The sequence below is a fragment of the Pseudomonas sp. GW821-FHT07G10 genome (genome assembly GCF_059418545.1).
Window position 1 is genome coordinate 65,370 of sequence record NZ_JBWKQB010000010.1, and the last position, 18,151, is coordinate 83,520.

At 60.2% G+C, this 18,151-nt stretch carries 18 protein-coding genes; 5 read left to right on the top strand and 13 right to left on the bottom strand.

The features are described from left to right. Position 1 precedes the first annotated feature (1 nt). The 6 genes from rodA to AC07O1_RS13665 form a co-directional block, all read right to left on the bottom strand. Positions 2 to 1,105, bottom strand: coding sequence for a rod shape-determining protein RodA (gene rodA / locus AC07O1_RS13640; protein WP_494995085.1), 1,104 nt, complete (start codon positions 1,103 to 1,105; stop codon positions 2 to 4). 31 nt (positions 1,106 to 1,136) lie between these two features. Continuing rightward, positions 1,137 to 3,032 carry a penicillin-binding protein 2 gene (mrdA, locus tag AC07O1_RS13645; protein WP_494995024.1) on the bottom strand — a complete coding sequence of 632 codons (1,896 nt, stop codon included), beginning with the start codon at positions 3,030 to 3,032 and terminating at the stop codon, positions 1,137 to 1,139. A gap of 12 nt (positions 3,033 to 3,044) precedes the next feature. Beyond that, complete coding sequence (gene rlmH, locus AC07O1_RS13650; protein ID WP_007937439.1) at positions 3,045 to 3,512, bottom strand: 23S rRNA (pseudouridine(1915)-N(3))-methyltransferase RlmH; 468 nt, start codon at positions 3,510 to 3,512, stop codon at positions 3,045 to 3,047. Between the two features lie 9 nt (positions 3,513 to 3,521). Then, positions 3,522 to 3,947, bottom strand: a complete 426-nt coding sequence (gene rsfS / locus AC07O1_RS13655; RefSeq protein ID WP_494995023.1) for a ribosome silencing factor — start codon at positions 3,945 to 3,947, stop codon at positions 3,522 to 3,524. 70 nt (positions 3,948 to 4,017) lie between these two features. Then, on the bottom strand, positions 4,018 to 4,662 hold the full coding sequence (gene nadD / locus AC07O1_RS13660; RefSeq protein ID WP_495089122.1) for a nicotinate-nucleotide adenylyltransferase: 645 nt from the start codon (positions 4,660 to 4,662) through the stop codon (positions 4,018 to 4,020). A gap of 46 nt (positions 4,663 to 4,708) precedes the next feature. After that, complete coding sequence (locus tag AC07O1_RS13665) at positions 4,709 to 5,980, bottom strand: glutamate-5-semialdehyde dehydrogenase (protein WP_495089081.1); 1,272 nt, start codon at positions 5,978 to 5,980, stop codon at positions 4,709 to 4,711. Between the two features lie 175 nt (positions 5,981 to 6,155). Between AC07O1_RS13665 and AC07O1_RS13670 the strand changes: the two genes are divergently transcribed. Continuing rightward, on the top strand, positions 6,156 to 6,839 hold the full coding sequence (locus AC07O1_RS13670; RefSeq protein WP_494995021.1) for a DNA-3-methyladenine glycosylase: 684 nt from the start codon (positions 6,156 to 6,158) through the stop codon (positions 6,837 to 6,839). A 116-nt stretch (positions 6,840 to 6,955) separates the two neighbouring features. After that, positions 6,956 to 8,272, top strand: coding sequence for a bifunctional DedA family/phosphatase PAP2 family protein (locus AC07O1_RS13675; protein WP_495089082.1), 1,317 nt, complete (start codon positions 6,956 to 6,958; stop codon positions 8,270 to 8,272). Between the two features lie 357 nt (positions 8,273 to 8,629). On the opposite strand, the gene AC07O1_RS13680 is transcribed toward AC07O1_RS13675, so the two are convergent. Genes AC07O1_RS13680 through AC07O1_RS13690 form a run of 3 tightly spaced genes read right to left on the bottom strand, consistent with a single transcriptional unit; the run spans position 8,630 to position 10,306 of the window. Next, entirely contained in the window at positions 8,630 to 9,220 is a 591-nt protein-coding gene (locus tag AC07O1_RS13680; protein ID WP_494995019.1) for an LON peptidase substrate-binding domain-containing protein, read from the bottom strand. Between the two features lie 10 nt (positions 9,221 to 9,230). Then, entirely contained in the window at positions 9,231 to 9,947 is a 717-nt protein-coding gene (locus AC07O1_RS13685; protein WP_494995018.1) for an LrgB family protein, read from the bottom strand. After that, a complete protein-coding gene (locus AC07O1_RS13690) occupies positions 9,944 to 10,306 on the bottom strand; it encodes a CidA/LrgA family protein (protein WP_494995017.1) in 363 nt (120 codons plus the stop codon). The genes AC07O1_RS13685 and AC07O1_RS13690 overlap by 4 nt, the downstream gene beginning before the upstream one ends. Positions 10,307 to 10,488: 182 nt before the next feature. Between AC07O1_RS13690 and AC07O1_RS13695 the strand changes: the two genes are divergently transcribed. The 3 genes from AC07O1_RS13695 to AC07O1_RS13705 all read left to right on the top strand — a co-directional run bounded on the left by AC07O1_RS13695 (position 10,489) and on the right by AC07O1_RS13705 (position 13,436). Continuing rightward, positions 10,489 to 10,944: a MaoC family dehydratase gene (locus AC07O1_RS13695; RefSeq protein ID WP_495012487.1), complete on the top strand. Its 456-nt coding sequence runs from the start codon at positions 10,489 to 10,491 to the stop codon at positions 10,942 to 10,944. 103 nt (positions 10,945 to 11,047) lie between these two features. Further along, positions 11,048 to 12,766, top strand: coding sequence for a C13 family peptidase (locus tag AC07O1_RS13700; RefSeq protein ID WP_495089083.1), 1,719 nt, complete (start codon positions 11,048 to 11,050; stop codon positions 12,764 to 12,766). 28 nt (positions 12,767 to 12,794) lie between these two features. Next, positions 12,795 to 13,436 (top strand): oxidoreductase, encoded by a 642-nt coding sequence (locus tag AC07O1_RS13705; RefSeq protein WP_494995014.1) that lies wholly within the window; start codon positions 12,795 to 12,797, stop codon positions 13,434 to 13,436. Positions 13,437 to 13,500: 64 nt separating this feature from the next. Here AC07O1_RS13705 and AC07O1_RS13710 read toward each other — a convergent pair whose 3' ends face one another. From AC07O1_RS13710 to AC07O1_RS13725, 4 genes are all read right to left on the bottom strand, one after another. Beyond that, positions 13,501 to 13,785 (bottom strand): YceK/YidQ family lipoprotein, encoded by a 285-nt coding sequence (locus AC07O1_RS13710; protein ID WP_494995013.1) that lies wholly within the window; start codon positions 13,783 to 13,785, stop codon positions 13,501 to 13,503. Further along, entirely contained in the window at positions 13,778 to 14,410 is a 633-nt protein-coding gene (gene ubiX / locus AC07O1_RS13715) for a flavin prenyltransferase UbiX (protein ID WP_495089084.1), read from the bottom strand. The genes AC07O1_RS13710 and ubiX overlap by 8 nt, the downstream gene beginning before the upstream one ends. Beyond that, positions 14,407 to 15,756, bottom strand: coding sequence for a UDP-N-acetylmuramate:L-alanyl-gamma-D-glutamyl-meso-diaminopimelate ligase (mpl, locus tag AC07O1_RS13720; protein ID WP_495089085.1), 1,350 nt, complete (start codon positions 15,754 to 15,756; stop codon positions 14,407 to 14,409). The genes ubiX and mpl overlap by 4 nt, the downstream gene beginning before the upstream one ends. A 216-nt stretch (positions 15,757 to 15,972) precedes the next feature. Further along, positions 15,973 to 17,889, bottom strand: a complete 1,917-nt coding sequence (locus AC07O1_RS13725) for a sigma-54-dependent Fis family transcriptional regulator (protein ID WP_495012484.1) — start codon at positions 17,887 to 17,889, stop codon at positions 15,973 to 15,975. Positions 17,890 to 18,151 lie beyond the last annotated feature (262 nt).

Genomic DNA, 18,151 nt, shown 5'->3' on the forward strand with positions numbered 1-18,151 from the left:
TTCAAACCTGCGCGATCCACTTACGATGGGTATGGATCGACATCAAAACCCCAAACGCTGACAGCAGCGTCACCAGCGAAGTTCCTCCATAGCTAATGAATGGCAATGGCACCCCCACTACCGGCAACAGGCCGCTGACCATACCGATGTTGACGAAAACGTAAACAAAAAACGTCATGGTCAGGCTGCCGGCGAGCAATTTGCCGAACAATGTCTGCGCCTGAGCGGTAATCACCAGCCCACGGCCGATCAACAGCAAATAGATCAGCAACAACGCACAGATGCCCACCAGACCGAACTCCTCGCCCATGACCGCGATGATGAAGTCGGTGTGGCTTTCCGGCAAAAAGTCCAGATGGGACTGGGTACCGAGCAGCCAGCCTTTACCGAATACGCCACCTGAACCGATGGCGGCTTTGGACTGAATGATGTTCCAGCCGGTGCCGAGCGGGTCACTCTCCGGATCGAGGAAGGTCAGGATCCGCTGCTTCTGGTAGTCATGCATGATGAAGAACCACATGGCGATCGCCACGGGAACGGTTGCGGCGATCACGCTGAGGATCCAGCGCCAGCGCAGGCCGCCCATGAACAGCACGAACGCGCCGCCCGCCAGAATCAGCAACGAGGTGCCAAGGTCGGGCTGGCGCACGATCAGGATGAACGGAACCCCGATCAGCATCAGGCTGATACCCACATGCTTGAGTTGCGGAGGCAAGGTGCGCTTGGCCAGGTACCAGGCGATGGTCGCCGGCATGATGATCTTCATGAATTCCGAGGGCTGGAAGCGGATCACCCCGGGAATGTTGATCCAGCGTGTGGCGCCCATGGCGTTGTGGCCCATGACGTCCACCACCACCAACAATACGACACCCAGCACATAGGCCAGTGGCACCCAACGCGCCATGAACCTGGGCTCCAGCTGAGCAATGATGACCATCGACACCAGACCGATGCCAAACGAGGTGGCCTGTTTGATCAGCAGATCCCAGCTCTTGCCACTGGCCGAATACAGCACGAACAGACTGCCCGCCGCGAGCGTCAGCAGCAGGATCAGCAAGGGACCATCAATGTGCATGCGTTGCAATAGCGTCGCGCGGCGACGCATCACATCCTCACTGGAGAGGATGCGATCAAAGTTACTCTTCACGGGCCGTAGCCTCCGCGCTTGTAGGGCTGGCAAACTCAGGCTTGAGCTGGCCGTTCTGGCCCAGTAGCCAGGCATCCATCACCTGACGCACTACCGGTGCGGCGACGCCGGAGCCGGACTCGCCGTTCTCGACCATGACCGCCACTGTGATTTTCGGGTTATCGGCCGGAGCAAAACCGACGAACAAGGCGTGGTCGCGGTGACGCTCCTGAACCTTGGAACGGTCGTACTTCTCGCCCTGCTTGATCGCCACCACCTGGGCCGTACCGCTTTTGCCGGCAATCCGGTATGGCGAGCCGATGGCAGCCTTGCGCGCGGTACCGCGGGCACCGTGCATCACCTGCTGCATACCGTGATTGACCTTCATCCAGTCGGACGGATCGCGCAGGACGATGTCCGCCATCGGGTTCGCATCGACCGGTTTCTCACCTTCGATGGTTTTCGCCAGATGCGGGCGATTCCACTTGCCCTTGTTGGCCACCAACGCCGTGGCCTGAGCCAATTGCAACGGCGTCGACTGCATGTAGCCCTGACCGATACCCAGAATCAGCGTCTCGCCCGGGAACCAGGCCTGACGACGGGTAATCCGCTTCCATTCACGCGTTGGCATCAGCCCTGGCGACTCTTCGAACATGTCCAGGGAAACTTTCTGACCGATGCCGAATTTGCCCAGGTAAGAGGACAACCGATCGATCCCCAGCTTGTGCGCCAGGTCGTAAAAGTAGGTGTCGTTGGAACGCATGATCGCCGTATCCAGATCCACATAGCCGTCACCGGTGCGGTTCCAGTTCCGGTACTTGTGGTCGTAGTTGGGCAACATGTAGTAACCCGGGTCGAAGACCCGGGTCGAGGCGGTGACCACGCCAGAGTCCAGCCCGGCAATCGCCACCGCCGGTTTGATCGTCGACCCCGGCGGATACAGACCGCGCAGGACCCGGTTGAACAGTGGGCGATCGATGGAGTCGCGCAACTCGGCGTAAGCCTTGAAGCTGATGCCGGTGACAAACAGGTTCGGATCGAAACTCGGCTGGCTGACCATCGCCAGAACCTCGCCGGTATTCGGGTCCAGAGCCACCACCGCGCCACGTCGACCGCCCAGGGCGAGTTCGGCGGCCTCCTGCAATTTGATGTCCAGGCTCAGGACAATGTCCTTGCCGGGAATCGGATCGGTACGCTTGAGTACCCGCAACACGCGACCACGGGCATTGGTCTCGACTTCTTCGTAACCGACCTGACCGTGCAATTCAGGCTCGTAAAAGCGCTCGATGCCGGTTTTGCCAATTTGATGGGTGCCGCTGTAACCCACCGGATCCAGAGTCTTGAGCTCTTTCTCGTTGATCCGCCCCATGTACCCGACCGAGTGGGCAAAATGCGCGCCCTGCGGATAGTGGCGCACCAGCTGCGCAACCACTTCGACGCCCGGCAGGCGGAACTGATTCACCGCAATCCGGGCGATCTGCTCTTCCGTCAGCTCGAACAGGATCGGCACCGGCTCAAACGGTCGGCGCCCCTGCTTCATGCGTTTTTCGAAGACCACCCGGTCTTCGGGCGTCAGTTGCAGCACTTCAACGATCACATCGAGCACTTGCTTCCAGTCACCCGAACGCTCGCGGGTCATGCTCAGGCTGAAGCTGGGCCGATTATCGGCCACCACAACGCCATTGCGGTCGAAGATCATCCCGCGAGACGGCGGAATCGGCTGCACATGAACGCGATTGTTCTCCGACAGCGTGGAGTGATACTCGTACTGGATCACCTGAAGGAAATACAGCCGCGCGATCAGCACACCGATCAGCGTTACCACCGCAATTGCACCGAACACGACCCGGCCACGCACCAGACGGGCGTCTTTCTCGTGGTCCTTGATGCGGATCGGCTGAGACATGAGGGCGCTGAACTACTTGTGGTAAGGGTGCCCGGACAGCACTGTCCAGGCGCGATACAGCTGTTCACCGATCAGAATCCGCACCAGCGGATGCGGCAAGGTCAGCGGCGACAGCGACCAGCGCTGATCGGCCCGCGCGCAGACTTCAGGCGCCAACCCCTCGGGGCCGCCGACCATGAAATTCACCGTACGCGAATCCAGCCGCCAGCGATCGAGCTCGACCGCCAGTTGCTCGGTGCTCCAGGGCTTGCCGTGCACTTCGAGGGTAACGACGCGCTCGTTCGGGCCGACCTTGGCCAGCATGGCTTCGCCCTCCTGGCGAATGAAGCGCGCCACGTCAGCGTTCTTGCCACGGGTGTTGAGCGGTATTTCCACCAGCTCCAGCGCCAGCTCGGATGGCAGACGCTTGGCATACTCATGCCAGCCTTCTTCCACCCATTTGGGCATGCGGGAACCGACGGCGATCAGACGCAGTCGCACAGCGGCCCCTTATTCCTGGTCGCGGTTGAGCTTGATGAAGTGCTCGTGGGAGTTTTCCGGGCTGTGGTGAGCAGCGTTCAGAGCACGGCTCTGTTCAGCGCCAGACCACAGACGCTCAAGGTCATAGAACTGACGTGCAGAGGCGGTCATCATGTGCACGATGACGATGTCCAGGTCCAGCAGAACCCAGTCGCTGTTGCCTTTGCCTTCTTCGCCCAACGGCTTAAGGCCATGCTTTTTCACTTCTTCGCGAACCTTGTCGAGCATCGCGTTGATCTGGCGAGAAGAGGTACCGGTCGCGATGATCATGTAATCGGTGATGCTGTGTTTTTCACGCACATCGATTACGTGGATATCTACCGCTTTGACGTCTTCCAGAGCCGCTACTGTCAGTTTGACTACTTCTTCGCCGCTAATTTGTACTTTGTTCGTCATATAAAACTCGTTCAGCTCGTATGTTCGGGCGCTTCAATACACGTTTATTCGTGCCTTGAAGCGCTCCTTTTCAGTTCGACGCACGGTAAAGTCCGTGCGCATCGATGTAGGCCAGGACCGCGTCAGGCACCAGGAAACGTACCGACTTACCGCTGGCCAGCAGTTGACGGATCTGGGTGGCGGATACCGCGAGCGGCGTCTGCCAGACGAATGCAATGTGTCCGCTCGGCCCCTTGAGGGCCAGCGGGTCGCTCACCGAGCGCGCTGCCAGCAGGTTGCGCAGGGCATCCGGCGGTTCGCTGTCGGCATCCGGGCGTTGCAGCACCAGGATGTGGCAATACTGGAGCAACTCTTCCCAGCGATGCCAAGTGGGCAGGCCGCAAAATGCGTCCCAGCCCAAAAGTAGAAATAACTGGTCATCAGCGGCCAACTCGGCCCGCATCAGTTCCAGGGTGTCGATAGTGTAGGACGGTTTGTCCCGTTGCAGCTCACGAGCGTCCACCACCAACGGTGCAACGCCCGCTACCGCATATTCGACCATCGCCAGACGGTCGGGGGCCGAAACCTGTGGCGTATCCCGATGCGGCGGCCTGGCACTGGGTGTCAGACGCAGCTCATCGAGCGCCAGCGATTCGGCAACCTCCAGTGCACCGCGCAAATGGCCGATGTGTACCGGGTCGAAGGTCCCGCCCAGCACGCCAATGCGTCGAGGCAGGGGTTCGCTTGGGGTCACGGTAGCTGACTGGCGTTTATCGGCCAAGTCAGACCGACTCCTGACCGCGCAACTGGCCATCACCGACCACGATGTACTTCTCGCACGTCAAACCTTCGAGCCCCACCGGACCGCGGGCGTGCAGCTTATCAGTAGAAATGCCAATCTCCGCACCTAATCCATACTCGAAGCCATCGGCGAAGCAGGTCGGGGTGTTGATCATCACGGAACTGGAGTCGACCTCAGCAACAAAACGCCGGGCCTCGCCCTGATGCTCGGTAACGATCGAGTCGGTGTGATGGGAGCCGTAATGGTTGATATGTTCGATGGCCTCATCCAGCCCGTCGACCACGCGGATCGACAGGATCGGTGCCAGGTATTCGGTGTTCCAGTCTTCTTCGGTTGCCGCGACCACGTCGATGACTGCGCGAGTTCGCTCGCAACCCCGAAGCTCGACACCCTTGGCGCGGAACTGTTCGGCCATCGCCGGCAAGAAATCGGTGGCCACCGCCTGATCGACCAGCAAGGTTTCCATGGCGCCGCAGATGCCATAACGATAAGTCTTGGCGTTGAACGCGATGCGCTGGGCCTTGGGCAATTCGGCGTGGGCACTGACATAAATGTGGCAGATGCCGTCCAGGTGCTTGATCACCGGCACGCGGGCGTCACGGCTGACGCGCTCGATCAGGCCCTTGCCGCCACGGGGCACGATCACGTCGACGTATTCGGGCATGGTGATCAGCGCGCCAACGGCTGCGCGATCAGTGACTTCAACCACTTGCACCACGGCAGCCGGCAACCCGGCTTCGGCCAGGCCACGCTGAATGCACGCGGCGATTGCGCGGTTGGAATGAATGGCTTCCGAGCCACCACGCAAGATGGTTGCGTTGCCCGACTTCAGGCACAGGCTCGCGGCGTCGATGGTCACGTTCGGACGCGACTCATAGATGATTCCCACGACGCCCAGCGGCACGCGCATCTTGCCGACTTGAATACCCGATGGCCGATAGCTCATGTCGCGGATCGCGCCAACCGGGTCCGGCAGGCTGGCCACCTGACGCAAACCGACAATCATGCTGTCGATCCGTGCCGGAGTCAGCGCCAGACGCTCAAGCATGGCCGGCTCAAGACCGTTGGCCCGACCAGCGGCCAGGTCCAGTTCATTAGCGGTGGTCAACTCGGCGCGAGCGGCATCCAAAGCCGCGGCGGCAGCGTGCAGCGCGCGGTTTTTCTGCGCGGTGCTGGCACGGCCGATCACGCGGGAGGCTTCGCGGGCAGCGCGACCCAAACGGGTCATGTAGTCAAGAACGGACTCAGTCATGGTCTCTATGATCTTGGCAAAGAGGAAAGCGGCAGATTATAGCTGTCGCGCTCTCCTACTAACAGCGGTGACGGGCGGATGGTCGAAATGGGGTGCAAATACCCACTGTTCAGCCTCGATTAAGGCTTAAGTTGTTATCATTCGGTCACATTTAGCCGAATTGCCCTTGGCCATCATGTCCAATCTGATCACCGAGAACCCGCCCAACGCCCTGCCTGACCAGTTTTTCAACCGAGACGCTCAGATACTTGCTCGCGATTTACTGGGTAAAGTCATCCGCCATCGGGTCGGTAATCTCTGGCTTTCGGCGCGAATCATTGAGACCGAAGCCTATTACTGTGCCGAGAAAGGCAGCCATGCCTCCCTTGGCTACACGGAAAAACGTAAGGCTTTGTTTCTGGATGGCGGCCACATCTATATGTACTACGCCCGTGGCGGCGATTCGCTGAACTTCAGTGCGCACGGGCCGGGTAATGCCGTCCTGATCAAATCGGCCTATCCGTGGGTCGACGAGTTGTCCGGCCCCGCGAGCCTGGCACAAATGCTCTTGAACAACCCCGACGCCAATGGTCGACCGCGCCCGTCGCAGAAGCTCTGCGCCGGCCAGACCCTGCTATGCAAGGCACTCGGCCTGAAAGTACCCGCCTGGGATGCCAAACGCTTCGATCATGAGTTGCTGTTTGTCGAAGATGTCGGCACGCCACCGGCGCACGTCATTCAAACTACTCGTCTGGGCATCCCGCACGGGCGCGACGAACACTTGATGTACCGCTTCGTCGATGCCGCCTACGCGCCTTATTGCACCCGAAACCCGCTACGCCGTGGCCAGGTCGAAGGTTGCGACTATTTTCTGATCTGAAACCTGTAGGGGCTGGCGACGCCTGCGATCTTCTCTCTGGCACGTACAAAAGCCAGATCAAAAGATCGCAGCCGTAGGCAGTGCCAATATGACACCAATCCAATGGAGTTGAATCGATGGGCCCATGGCTCGATAGCCTGACCGGCTGGTTGACGGCAAACCCGCAATGGCTGGCCGCGGCGGTCTTCATAGTGACGTGCGTGGAGTGCCTGGCGATTGCCGGGCTGATCGTGCCGGGCACGGTATTGTTATTTGCCATCACCGTGCTGGCCGGCAGTGGCGCGCTGTCCCTGGGCGAGACCCTGCTAATGGGTTTTCTCGGTGGCTTGCTTGGCGACGCGGCGTCTTATTTGCTCGGCAGACGCTTCCACCAGAACATTCGTCGCCTGCCGGGGCTGCGCCATCACCCCGAGTGGATCAGCGGCGCCGAGGCGTATTTCCAGCGCTATGGCATCGCCAGCCTGCTGGTCGGGCGCTTTATTGGCCCGTTGCGACCGATGCTGCCGATGGTTGCCGGGATGTTCGACATGCCGTTTCCACGTTTTATTGCCGTCAGCGTGCTGGCCGCAGCAGGCTGGACGGTTGCCTATTTGCTGCCAGGCTGGGCCACTGGCGCAGCGATTCGCCTGCCGTTGCCCGAAGGGTTCTGGCCACAAGCCGGGATCGTCGCGGGCAGCATCGCGGTGCTGGTGGGTCTGAGCATCAACAGTACACTGCGCCGCCACCGCAAGGTCACGCTGCTGATAACAGGCCTGAGCCTGATGATTCTGGCAGGACTGTTTATCGGCTATCCATACTTGGCTCAGCTCGATCATGGCGTGATGACGCTGGTACAAGAACACCGCAGCTCGTCGATGGATGAGGTGATGGTGGCCCTGACACAGCTCGGCGAATTTCGCACGATGCTGCTGGCCAGCGCTCTGGTGACGATCCTGCTGCTGGCCACCCGGCAATGGCGACACGCTACCTTCGCCGGCGCCACGCTACTGTGCACCGCCCTGGCCAATACCGCGACCAAGTGGTTTTTCGCCCGCATGCGCCCGGAAGTGCTGACTGATCCGCTGACCAGCTACAGCATGCCCAGCGGCCACAGCTCCGGTTCGTTCGCCCTGTTCCTGACTCTGGCGGTACTCGCCGGACGCGGCCAGCCACCGCGGATGCGCCTGACCTGGCTGCTGCTGGGTTGTTTGCCTGCGGCGTCGATCGCATTGTCGCGGGTGTATCTCGGCGCCCATTGGCCGACAGATATCCTGGCAGGCGCCATGCTCGCCGCCTGCTTCTGCGCGGCCAGCCTGGCCCTGAGCCAACGCCAGCGCCCCTTGGGCGTAATGCCGCGCAAAGTCTGGTGGCTGGTACTGCCGGCGCTGGTAGCGTTGTTTGGTTTCTTCGCGCTGTGGCATTTGCCTTATGCGATGGCGCGGTATGCGTATTGAGACGAGCTTGCGGATTGGGCTCCCATCGAAATCCATGCGAGCCATGAGGACGTCTTCGCGGGCAAGCCTCGCTGCTACAAGGACCGCGCAATACCCGTAGGAGCGAGGCTGTTGTGGCTCAATGTTTTTGGACCATGATGTAGGAGTGTCGACCTAAGGAAGCGTCATGGGATATCGGGTTGTTACCTCTGAGGAAAAAGCGGAAGCCATACGCTTGGTTGTGGAGTTCGATCGTTCCCACGCTCTGCGTGGGAATGCAGCCTGTGACGCTCTGCGTCACATTCAAGAGCGGACACCGAGCGTCGAGCAAGGCATTCCCACGCAGGAGCGTGGGAACGATCACACCAGGGTCAAAGGCTAGGCAAACAACTCCCCCTGCAATTCATCAAGCAACGCCTGGATCGCGTCCAGGCGTTGTTGCGGATCGTCCAGTTGCAGCAGATCGATCTTGTCCAGTTCGGAAAAGGGCAACAGATAAGCCAGCTGATTGGCCAATGATTGCTGGCCCGTTGCCTCGGTACCCATGTTCAACGCTTCGACCATCGGGTGCTCGGCCAATGCCTTGAGCAAAGCGATCAAGTCGGCATCTTCATTCTGCAAGGGCTTCTCGGGCAGCTCGCCCAGCCACTCGATCTCGGCCACGGTCAGCTGATCGCGCTGGACCTCGGCGCTCAGCACGCGAAACCGACGCCGGCCTTCCACACGAATCCCCAGCAGGCCGTTGTCCTGCTGCTTGAAGTCGGTGATCACCGCCTCGCACCCGACCCGGGCATAGCCCTCGGGGGCGACACCGACTTCATCGCCTTCGACAATGCACACTACGCCAAAGCCACCGCCCTGTTTCATGCAGCGACCGATCATGTCCAGATAACGCGCCTCGAAGATCTGCAAGTCGAGGATGCACCCTGGAAACAACACCGTGTTCAGAGGGAATAGCGCCAGACTCATAAAGGTTTCCTTAAACCACCATCGACACTGCCAACGGCAGGAACACCGCCGTGGCTACACCCATCAAACTCATCGCCAACGCGGCGAAAGCGCCACATTCTTCACTTTCCTGCAACGCCACCGAGGTGCCGACCGCATGCGCCGTCATGCCCAACGCCATACCGCGGGCTTCAGGGCTATGGACACCTAAACGAGTCAAAAGACCCGGACCGAAAATCGCCCCGATCACCCCGGTGATCAACACGAAAACCGCCGCCAATGCCGCGACACCCCCAATCTGTTCAGCCACCAACATGGCGATTGGCGAGGTCACCGACTTGGGTGCCATGGTCATCAGAACCATGTGTCCGGTGCCGAACCACCAGCCCAGAAACACACCGAGGCCTGTCGCCACCACACCACCTATCACCAGCGTAGTAAATATCGGCCAGAACAGCTGCCGAATCCGCCGCAGATTGAGATAGAGCGGTACCGCCAGGGCAACCGTTGCCGGCCCCAGCAGGATGCTGAGGATCTCGGTACTTTTGCGGTATTCGGTGTAGGTCAGACCGCAACCGACCAGTACGCCGATCACCAGCAGCATCGACACCAGCACCGGTTGCAAAAATATCCATCGGGTTTTCTCGAACGCCGCCAACACCAGTTGGTAGGCGCCCAAGGTAATGCCTATGCCAAACAACGGGTGATGAATGACCGCCGCCAGGGCCCCCTGCCAATTGAAGGTCATTGGGTATCCTCCCGACGCGCCTGGCGCTTGACCAACTTGTTCATCAGCACTCCGACGAAAGCCATGGAGATCACCAGCGACAACACCAGCGCGCCGACGATCGCCCAGAAGTCCGCGGCAATGTCGGCGGCATAAACCATCACCCCTACCGCAGGCGGTACCAGCAGCAATGGCAAATAACGTAACAAACTGCTGGCCGCCAGGCTCAACGGTTCAGCGACCTCGCCACGCGAAATCAGAAACGCCAGCAACAGCAGCAGCCCCACAATCGGCCCAGGCAGAACCGGCAAAAACAGGTGATTGATGGCCGTGCCGAGCAATTGAAACAGCACCAGCCAGGTCAGGCCGCGTAACAACATTCATCGTCTCCCGCAAAAAACGCGCCGGGCATTATAAGCATGCCGCGTGCTATGAACCGGCATTCGCAAAAACCATAAGTGGTTGACCGGAGCAAGTGGCCATGATGATCTAAAGTGGTTGCCAGGGGGCCAACCCCATCATTTAAAAAACTATAAAACCGATGAACCCAAGGAGAGTCTCAATGCCCTATGTTCCAGTTGCAGAGCTCAAAGATTATGTCGGCAAGGAACTCGGACGTTCCGAATGGCTCACGATCGATCAAGACCGCATCAACCTGTTCGCCGAAGCCACTGGCGATTATCAGTTCATCCATGTTGATCCGGTGAAGGCGGCGCAAACGCCGTTTGGCAGCACAATCGCCCACGGCTTTTTGTCGCTGTCGCTGATCCCGAAATTGATGGAAGACCTTCTGGTATTGCCTGAAGGTCTGAAAATGGTCGTCAACTATGGACTGGACAGCGTGCGTTTCATCCAGCCAGTCAAGGTCAACTCCAAAGTCCGGCTCAAGGTCGACCTGACTGAAGTCATCGAAAAGAAACCCGGCCAATGGCTGCTCAAGGCCACAGCCACCCTGGAAATAGAAGGATCGGAAAAACCGGCGTACATTGCTGAACCGCTGTCGCTGGCGTTCGTTTAACCCCTCCCGGATGCGAAGCAGTTCCTGCTGTTTCGCACCGCGTCTCTATATATCAGACACATAGCTGCGGCATACTCGGTCGCCTAATTGCCCGGATCCTGCTATGCGCTCACTTGCACCCCTCGTTTTAACCCTGTTGCTCACCGCGTGCGGCGACGGCGAATCGCTGTTGCCGCCCGATGCCCGCTTGCCAGATGGCGGGCGCTATCACGGCGATGTGGTCAACGGCTTATTGCAGGGGCAGGGCCGCGTCGATTACCCGAATGGCAGCTGGTACGCCGGTCAGTTCGACAAGGGTCAGTGGCATGGCAAGGGTGAATGGCACGGCAGCAATGGCGAGGTTTACAGCGGGCAGTTCCAGCAAGGCCTGTTCGATGGCCAGGGCACCCTGACCACCAGCGGCAGCAGTTACACCGGCGGTTTCAAGCTGGGTCGTCGCGACGGCGAAGGCACGCTCAAAGAAAACGGCATGACCTACCGCGGCGAGTTCAAGGCCGACCAGTATTCAGGGCTCGGTCGTCTGGAGCTCGAAGACGGTAGTCAATACCAGGGCCAGTTCGCCCATGGCAAACCCAATGGCGAAGGCCAGCGCGGCGATGCCAGCGGCAACCAGTTCACTGGCCATTTCGTCGATGGTCAACTGGAAGGCAACGGCACCTTCAGTAGCGCCGAAGGTGACATGTACATCGGTGGCTTCAAGCAGAACCAGTTGCACGGCAAGGGCCGCTACGAAAACGCCGATGGCGATGTCTGGATCGGCCAGTTCAAAGAAGGTGCACTCAATGGCAAAGGGGAACTGATCGGCGTCGATGGCAGCCATTACATCGGGCAGTTCAGTGACTGGCGCTTCACCGGCCTGGGCCGCTTGAACCTCAGCGATGGCAGTTTCTATATTGGCCAGTTCGATAGCGACAGCTATCAGGGCAACGGCACGCTGGTGCTGCGCGATGGCACCGTGCAAAGCGGTTATTGGGTCAATGGCCAACGGGTGCGTGATGCCGACGGCAAACTGTTGCCGGACACGCTGGAACTCGGCTTGCTGGCTCAAGGTCGCCTGCTCGAGCAAGCCTTGGCCAACGTGCCCGCGTCCACCCCGGCGGTCGAGTTGTACAGCCTGACGCTGGCCGGTGACGGCAAACAAAGTGTGTTCCTGCGTGAGGCCGACTACGTCAGCAACATGCTCGCCAGCCGCTTTGGCGCCTATGGCCAGATCCGCCTGGTCAACCACCGCGACCACCTTGGTGATCGGCCCATGGCCACCCGAGAGAGTCTGCGGCGTGCGGTCCTGACCCTGGCCGAGCGCAGTGGTCCGGAAGATTTGCTGTTCATTTACCTGACCAGTCACGGCACCCACGAACACGAGCTGGTGCTGGACCAGCCGCGTCTGGAGCTGGCCGACCTGCCGGCCGACGAGTTGGCCGCAGTGCTCGCACCGCTGAAGAATCGCGACAAGATCATTGTGATCTCGGCCTGTTACTCCGGCGGTTTTATCCCGGCGCTCAAAGATGAGAGAACCATGATCATGACGGCCTCACGGGCTGACAGGGTGTCCTTTGGCTGCTCGGAAGAAGCTGACTTCACCTACTTCGGCGACGCACTGTTCGCCCAGGCATTGAACCAGACCGACGACCTGCAGCAAGCCTTCGCACTGGCCAAGGCGACTGTCGCCGCACGCGAGCAGGCAGATGGCTTCGAAGCGTCGGAGCCACAAATCTGGGCGCCCAAGGGCGTCCTCGCGCGCTGGCAGTTGTTGCGCAAACAGCAAGCACGAAAGGCTCTCGAAAGCGCCTCCTTGAACAACAAGGTAACAAAGAGCAACTAAGCTGAAACAGTATCAAGGGGGAAACACTATGTACTTGACGCCTCAGCATGTCTTGCTTGCCGGAGCCACCGGCCTGACCGGTGAACATCTACTCGACCGGCTGCTCAACGAGCCGACAGTCAACCGTGTATTAGCGCCCTCACGCCGGCCGTTGGCCGAGCATCCCCACCTGGAAAATCCGGTGGGTGACCCGGAAGTCTTTCTTCCACAGCTCAGTGGACGCGTCGACATCGCTTACTGCTGCCTGGGCACCACCATCAAAAAGGCCGGCTCCGAGCAAGCCTTTCGGGCGGTGGACTTCGATCTGGTCGTGGCCTTCGCCAAACGCGCCCGGGAGATGGGTGCGCGGCATCTGATCGTGATCAGCGCCATCGGCGCCGATCGCAGGTCCTCGGTGCTCTACAACAGAGTCAAAGGCGAAATGGAGTATGCCTTGAAGGCTCAGAACTGGCCGCAGCTGACCATCGTGCGCCCTTCCCTGTTGATCGGCGATCGCCTGGAACCGCGTCTGGTGGAACAACTGGCAGCACCGTTTTCCAAGTTGCTCCCCGGTAAATACCACGGTATCGAAGCCTGCCAACTGGCCCGAGCCATGTGGCGCCTGGCGCTGGAAGAGCAGGATGGGGTTCGAATCGTCGAGTCGGATGAGTTGCGCAAACTGGGTAAGTAACAACACAGATCCCGTAGCAGCAGCCTGGCGGCAGCTGCTACGAAAGCGGGTTCGGTGCTCCCCCCTACAACCCACCTGTCGCCTGAAACCCTACCCCCATCACCGTCAACACCGACAGCGGCAACAACAAGGTGTCGAGCAAGGCGCTGGCCGGCAGGTCGACGCCCGGGTAACTCGGGGCCTCGGCGCCGAAACGGTCCATGGCGCAGCAACCGCCCTGCATCGCATACACGTCCAGGCGTGTTCCCGAATACACCACTGGCGCGCCCGGCTTGGCAGCATCCAGGGTTCGCGCCGTGGCACAGCCACCCAATTGCAGGGCGAGGATAATGCTCAATAGCTTATTCATCGCTGCTCAAATGGTGTTCGCCCCAACGTGGCAGCATGTCTTGCGGGATGTTCAGCAGGTTGAGAATCCGCGCCACGACGAAATCGATGAGGTCATCAATGGTCTGTGGCTGGTGATAGAAACCCGGTGATGCAGGCAGGATGGTCACGCCCATGTTCGACAGCTTGAGCATGTTCTCCAGATGGATACTGGAATACGGCGCTTCACGGGGCACCAGAATCAGCTGACGACGCTCCTTCAAGGTGACGTCCGCGGCGCGCTCGATCAGGTTGTTGCACGCGCCCGTGGCGATTGCCGACAAGGTTCCGGTAGAACACGGCACCACCACCATTGCACTGGGCGAACCGGAACCGGAGGCCACAGGTGACATCCAGTCTTCCTTGCCATACACGCGAATTTGCCCGGCGGCAGCGCCGGTGTATTCGGTAAGGAAGGCCTGCATCAACTGGGTTTTCGTCGGCAGCGAAACATCGGTCTCGGTGGCCATCACCAGTTGCGCGGCCTTTGAGATCAGGAAATGCACCTCGCGATCTTCACGCACCAGACAGTCGAGCAGGCGCAAGCCGTACTGCGCGCCGGAGGCACCGGTCATCGCCAGTGTGATGCGTTCAGGGCTGTTGCTCATTGCAGCGCCTCGGCCAGTTTGCCGTGCAGGCCACCGAAGCCGCCGTTGCTCATGATCACCACGTGGGTACCGGGTTTGGCCTGACTTTTCACCCGTTCGATGATGCCTTCCAATGAATGGCTGACAATCGACGGCACTGTGCACAACGCTGCGGTAGCGCCCAGATCCCAACCGAGGTTGGCCGGCGAGTACCAGATCACCTGATCGGCATCGACCACGCTTTCCGGCAAACCATCACGGTGCGCGCCGAGTTTCATGGAGTTGGAGCGCGGCTCGATGATCGCAATCAACGGCGCGTCACCGATGCGTTTGCGCAAGCCATCGAGGGTGGTGGCAATCGCCGTCGGGTGGTGGGCGAAGTCGTCGTAGATGGTGACGCCATGGACTTCAGCGACTTTTTCCATTCGGCGCTTGACGCTTTTGAATGCGCTCAACGCGGCGATGCCCATGGACGGCACTACGCCGACGTGTCGCGCAGCCGCCAAAGTAGCCAAGGCGTTGGCGACGTTATGCTGGCCGGTCATACTCCAGTCGACCACACCTTGGGCGACACCGTCGAACATGACTTCGAACTTCGAGCCATCTTCGCTGAGCAGCTTGACCTGCCATTGGCCACCAACACCGGTGGTTTGCACCGGAGTCCAGCAACCCATTTCGATCACTCGCTGCAACGCAGGTTCAGTGGTCGGATAGATCACCAGACCTTCGCTCGGGATGGTCCGCACCAAGTGGTGGAACTGACGTTCGATGGCGGGCAGATCGGGAAAGATGTCAGCGTGATCGAACTCGAGGTTGTTCAGGATCACCGTGCGCGGGCGGTAGTGAACGAACTTGGAGCGCTTGTCGAAGAACGCACTGTCATATTCATCCGCCTCGACCACGAAGAACGGCGTACCGCCCAAGCGCGCCGACACGGCAAAGTTCTGCGGCACACCGCCGATCAGGAAGCCCGGGCTCATCCCGGCGTGCTCCAACACCCAGGCCAGCATGCTGCTGGTGGTGGTTTTGCCATGAGTTCCTGCAACCGCCAGCACCCAGCGACCTTGCAGCACATGGTCGGCCAGCCATTGCGGACCGGAAACATAGGGCAGGCCTTTGTTCAGCACGTACTCAACCGCAGGGTTACCACGCGAGAGCGCGTTGCCGATCACCACCAGATCCGGCGCCGGATCGAGTTGGGCGGGATCGTAGCCCTGTGTCAGCTCAATGCCCTGAGCCTGCAATTGAGTGCTCATCGGCGGATAAACGTTGGCATCGGAGCCGGTCACGCGATGACCCAGCTCTTTGGCCAGTACCGCCAACGAGCCCATGAATGTGCCGCAAATACCAAGAATATGAATGTGCATAGTCAACCTCGTAAAACATCGAGGCAGGTTAGCGTAGGGTAGGAAAAATCGCACTCTTTAGTAAGCGTTGATCGTTCCCCTGTGGCGAGGGCGCTTGATCGTTCCCACGCTCCGCGTGGGAATGCCTCAATGGACGCTCTGCGTCCGCTCGTGAATGTGACGCGGAGCGTCACGGGCTGCATTCCCACGCAGAGCGTGGGAACGATCATCTTTTCGCTAGCGCGCTATTCCATGCTTGCGCAGCTTTCTATAAAGGGTATTGCGGCTGACCCCCAACTGTTCGGCAGTATGGGTCATGTGCCAACGCTGCTGTTCCAGGACGTCGAGCAATGCCAGACGCTCGGCGTCATCAAGGGGATGCCCGGAGGACTCTTCGACCGTCGTTAGCGCCAGAACTGGCCGACTCTGCCTGATCATCACCGGCAAATCCTGCAGACCAATCCGCCCGTCGTCGCACAGCGCCGCCAGGGTGCGCAGCACATTACGCAATTGCCGCACATTGCCCGGCCAGGCGAAGTCCAGCAACGCCTGTCGCGCCGGCCCGTCAAGCAATACGTTGTGCTCGCCGGCCTCCTCGGCCAGCAGGAAGTCCAGCAACTGCGATTTGTCGCTACGCTCGCGCAACGCCGGCAAGCCGATCTCCAGGCCGTTGAGCCGGTAATACAAGTCCTCGCGGAAACTGCCGTCCTGCACCCGCTCGAGCAAGTCACGGTGGGTCGCGCTGATAACCCGAACGTTCACCGCCTGCGGCTCGCCGCCGATGGGCACCACCAACCGGTCCTCCAACACCCTTAACAGACGGGTCTGCAAAGCCAGTGGCATGTCGCCGATTTCATCGAGGAATAAGGTGCCGCCATCGGCCTGTTGCAACTTGCCGCGCATACCTTCTTTGCGCGCCCCGGTGAAACTGCCGCCGCGATAGCCGAACAGTTCGCTCTCAATCAGACTTTCAGGGATCGCCGCGCAATTGAGCGCGACAAAGGCTTTATCCGCCCGTTGACTGGCGTGATGCACAGCCTTGGCGAAGGCTTCTTTACCGGAACCGGTTTCGCCGTTGATCAGCAGCGGTACATCGCGCTCGAACACCCGCAAGGCTTTGCGGAAATCGTTTTGCAACGCTGCATCGCCCAGGCAGATACCAGACAGTCGCGCACGCTCGGCCACCGGCGGAGTCTGTATCACCGGGCTCGGCACACTACGCGGCTGGCCACGCAACACCGCGAACAAGCCGCGCCCGTCACGGGTGCGCAGCGGCCAACTGGCGTTGGCGTTCACACTGGCACGACCGAGCAGTTCATCCAGAGAGCAATCGAAAAAGGCTTCTACCGGTTTGCCAAGCAGCCCGCCGCGCACATGCCCCAGCAGATTCAAGGCACTTTGGTTGACCGCGCTGATCCGCCCTTCCCCATCGAATGCCAGCAGCCCTTCGCTGAACAGGCCAACGGACTCGGCCTGCAAGTGAAAGCGCAGCAACCACTGGTTGTCGAAGTAACGCAGGAAATAACAGCTCTCGATCATTTTCGCCGAGAGATTGACCAGCGCCATGGTGTGGAACTGGCTCTGACGCGAGACGTCATGGCGCGCCGACGACACATCGAGCACCGCCAGCAGCTCACCATGGGGGTCGAACACCGGGCTCGCCGAGCAGGTAAGCCCTGTGTGGCGACCGCGGAAATGTTCGTCCTGATGGATGGTCAGCGACTGGCGCTCCACCAGGCAGGTGCCGATGCCGTTGGTGCCTTCGCAGGCTTCGCTCCAGTCCGCACCGAGCCAGAGGCCGGCGCGCTCGAAAATCTTGCGCTCGGCGGGCGCGGTGACGCAGTTGAGGATCACCCCACGCGAATCGGTGAGCAGCACCGCATGACCGGCACCGGAGAGTTGCTGATGGAGGCTGGTCATTTCGTTGCCGGCGATCTGCAGCACTTGCTGCAACCGCTCGCGGCTTTCCAGCACGCGACCATGCTCAAGCACCGTCGGCGCAATACTCAGGGCCGGATCGAGGTGATAGTCCTCAAGGCAACGCAGCCATGAACGGGCAATGGACGGATCGCTACCCGGCCCCTGCAAGTGGGCTTTGCCCTGAGTCACGGTCAGCACCTGCTGGGCGTGCCGACTCAGATGATTGTTCTGCATTTCTTATTATTCTCCCCGTAGGGCCTGGTTCGTTCCCCTAGTAGCTGCCGTAGGCTGCGGCTACAAAGGCGAAGCAAGGCAATCGCGTGAGGCCGAGCATCCTCCAGCGCCGCGAGTATTGCAATGCCGGCCTGACGGGCAAGTCTCAGGTTGTGCCACAAGCGGTACAAACTGTCACAAGACCTGTACCGCCTCTGTCACAAGCTTCGTTCCGCCAGCCCCTGAAAAACCCGCACCCCCTTGATTTACCTGGCCTGCAAAG

What these genes read in the sequence shown, in the direction of transcription:
- AC07O1_RS13670 (WP_494995021.1), top strand. Translation starts at nt 6,156, where the DNA reads ATGTCCAATCTGATCACCGAGAACCCGCCCAACGCCCTGCCTGACCAG.
- mpl (WP_495089085.1), bottom strand. Translation starts at nt 15,756, where the DNA reads ATGCACATTCATATTCTTGGTATTTGCGGCACATTCATGGGCTCGTTG.
- AC07O1_RS13690 (WP_494995017.1), bottom strand. Translation starts at nt 10,306, where the DNA reads ATGTTGTTACGCGGCCTGACCTGGCTGGTGCTGTTTCAATTGCTCGGC.
- AC07O1_RS13725 (WP_495012484.1), bottom strand. Translation starts at nt 17,889, where the DNA reads ATGCAGAACAATCATCTGAGTCGGCACGCCCAGCAGGTGCTGACCGTG.
- ubiX (WP_495089084.1), bottom strand. Translation starts at nt 14,410, where the DNA reads ATGAGCAACAGCCCTGAACGCATCACACTGGCGATGACCGGTGCCTCC.
- AC07O1_RS13685 (WP_494995018.1), bottom strand. Translation starts at nt 9,947, where the DNA reads ATGACCTTCAATTGGCAGGGGGCCCTGGCGGCGGTCATTCATCACCCG.
- AC07O1_RS13665 (WP_495089081.1), bottom strand. Translation starts at nt 5,980, where the DNA reads ATGACTGAGTCCGTTCTTGACTACATGACCCGTTTGGGTCGCGCTGCC.
- AC07O1_RS13710 (WP_494995013.1), bottom strand. Translation starts at nt 13,785, where the DNA reads ATGAATAAGCTATTGAGCATTATCCTCGCCCTGCAATTGGGTGGCTGT.
- AC07O1_RS13680 (WP_494995019.1), bottom strand. Translation starts at nt 9,220, where the DNA reads ATGAGTCTGGCGCTATTCCCTCTGAACACGGTGTTGTTTCCAGGGTGC.
- AC07O1_RS13675 (WP_495089082.1), top strand. Translation starts at nt 6,956, where the DNA reads ATGGGCCCATGGCTCGATAGCCTGACCGGCTGGTTGACGGCAAACCCG.
- AC07O1_RS13695 (WP_495012487.1), top strand. Translation starts at nt 10,489, where the DNA reads ATGCCCTATGTTCCAGTTGCAGAGCTCAAAGATTATGTCGGCAAGGAA.
- mrdA (WP_494995024.1), bottom strand. Translation starts at nt 3,032, where the DNA reads ATGTCTCAGCCGATCCGCATCAAGGACCACGAGAAAGACGCCCGTCTG.
- AC07O1_RS13700 (WP_495089083.1), top strand. Translation starts at nt 11,048, where the DNA reads ATGCGCTCACTTGCACCCCTCGTTTTAACCCTGTTGCTCACCGCGTGC.
- rsfS (WP_494995023.1), bottom strand. Translation starts at nt 3,947, where the DNA reads ATGACGAACAAAGTACAAATTAGCGGCGAAGAAGTAGTCAAACTGACA.
- AC07O1_RS13705 (WP_494995014.1), top strand. Translation starts at nt 12,795, where the DNA reads ATGTACTTGACGCCTCAGCATGTCTTGCTTGCCGGAGCCACCGGCCTG.
- rodA (WP_494995085.1), bottom strand. Translation starts at nt 1,105, where the DNA reads ATGCGTCGCCGCGCGACGCTATTGCAACGCATGCACATTGATGGTCCC.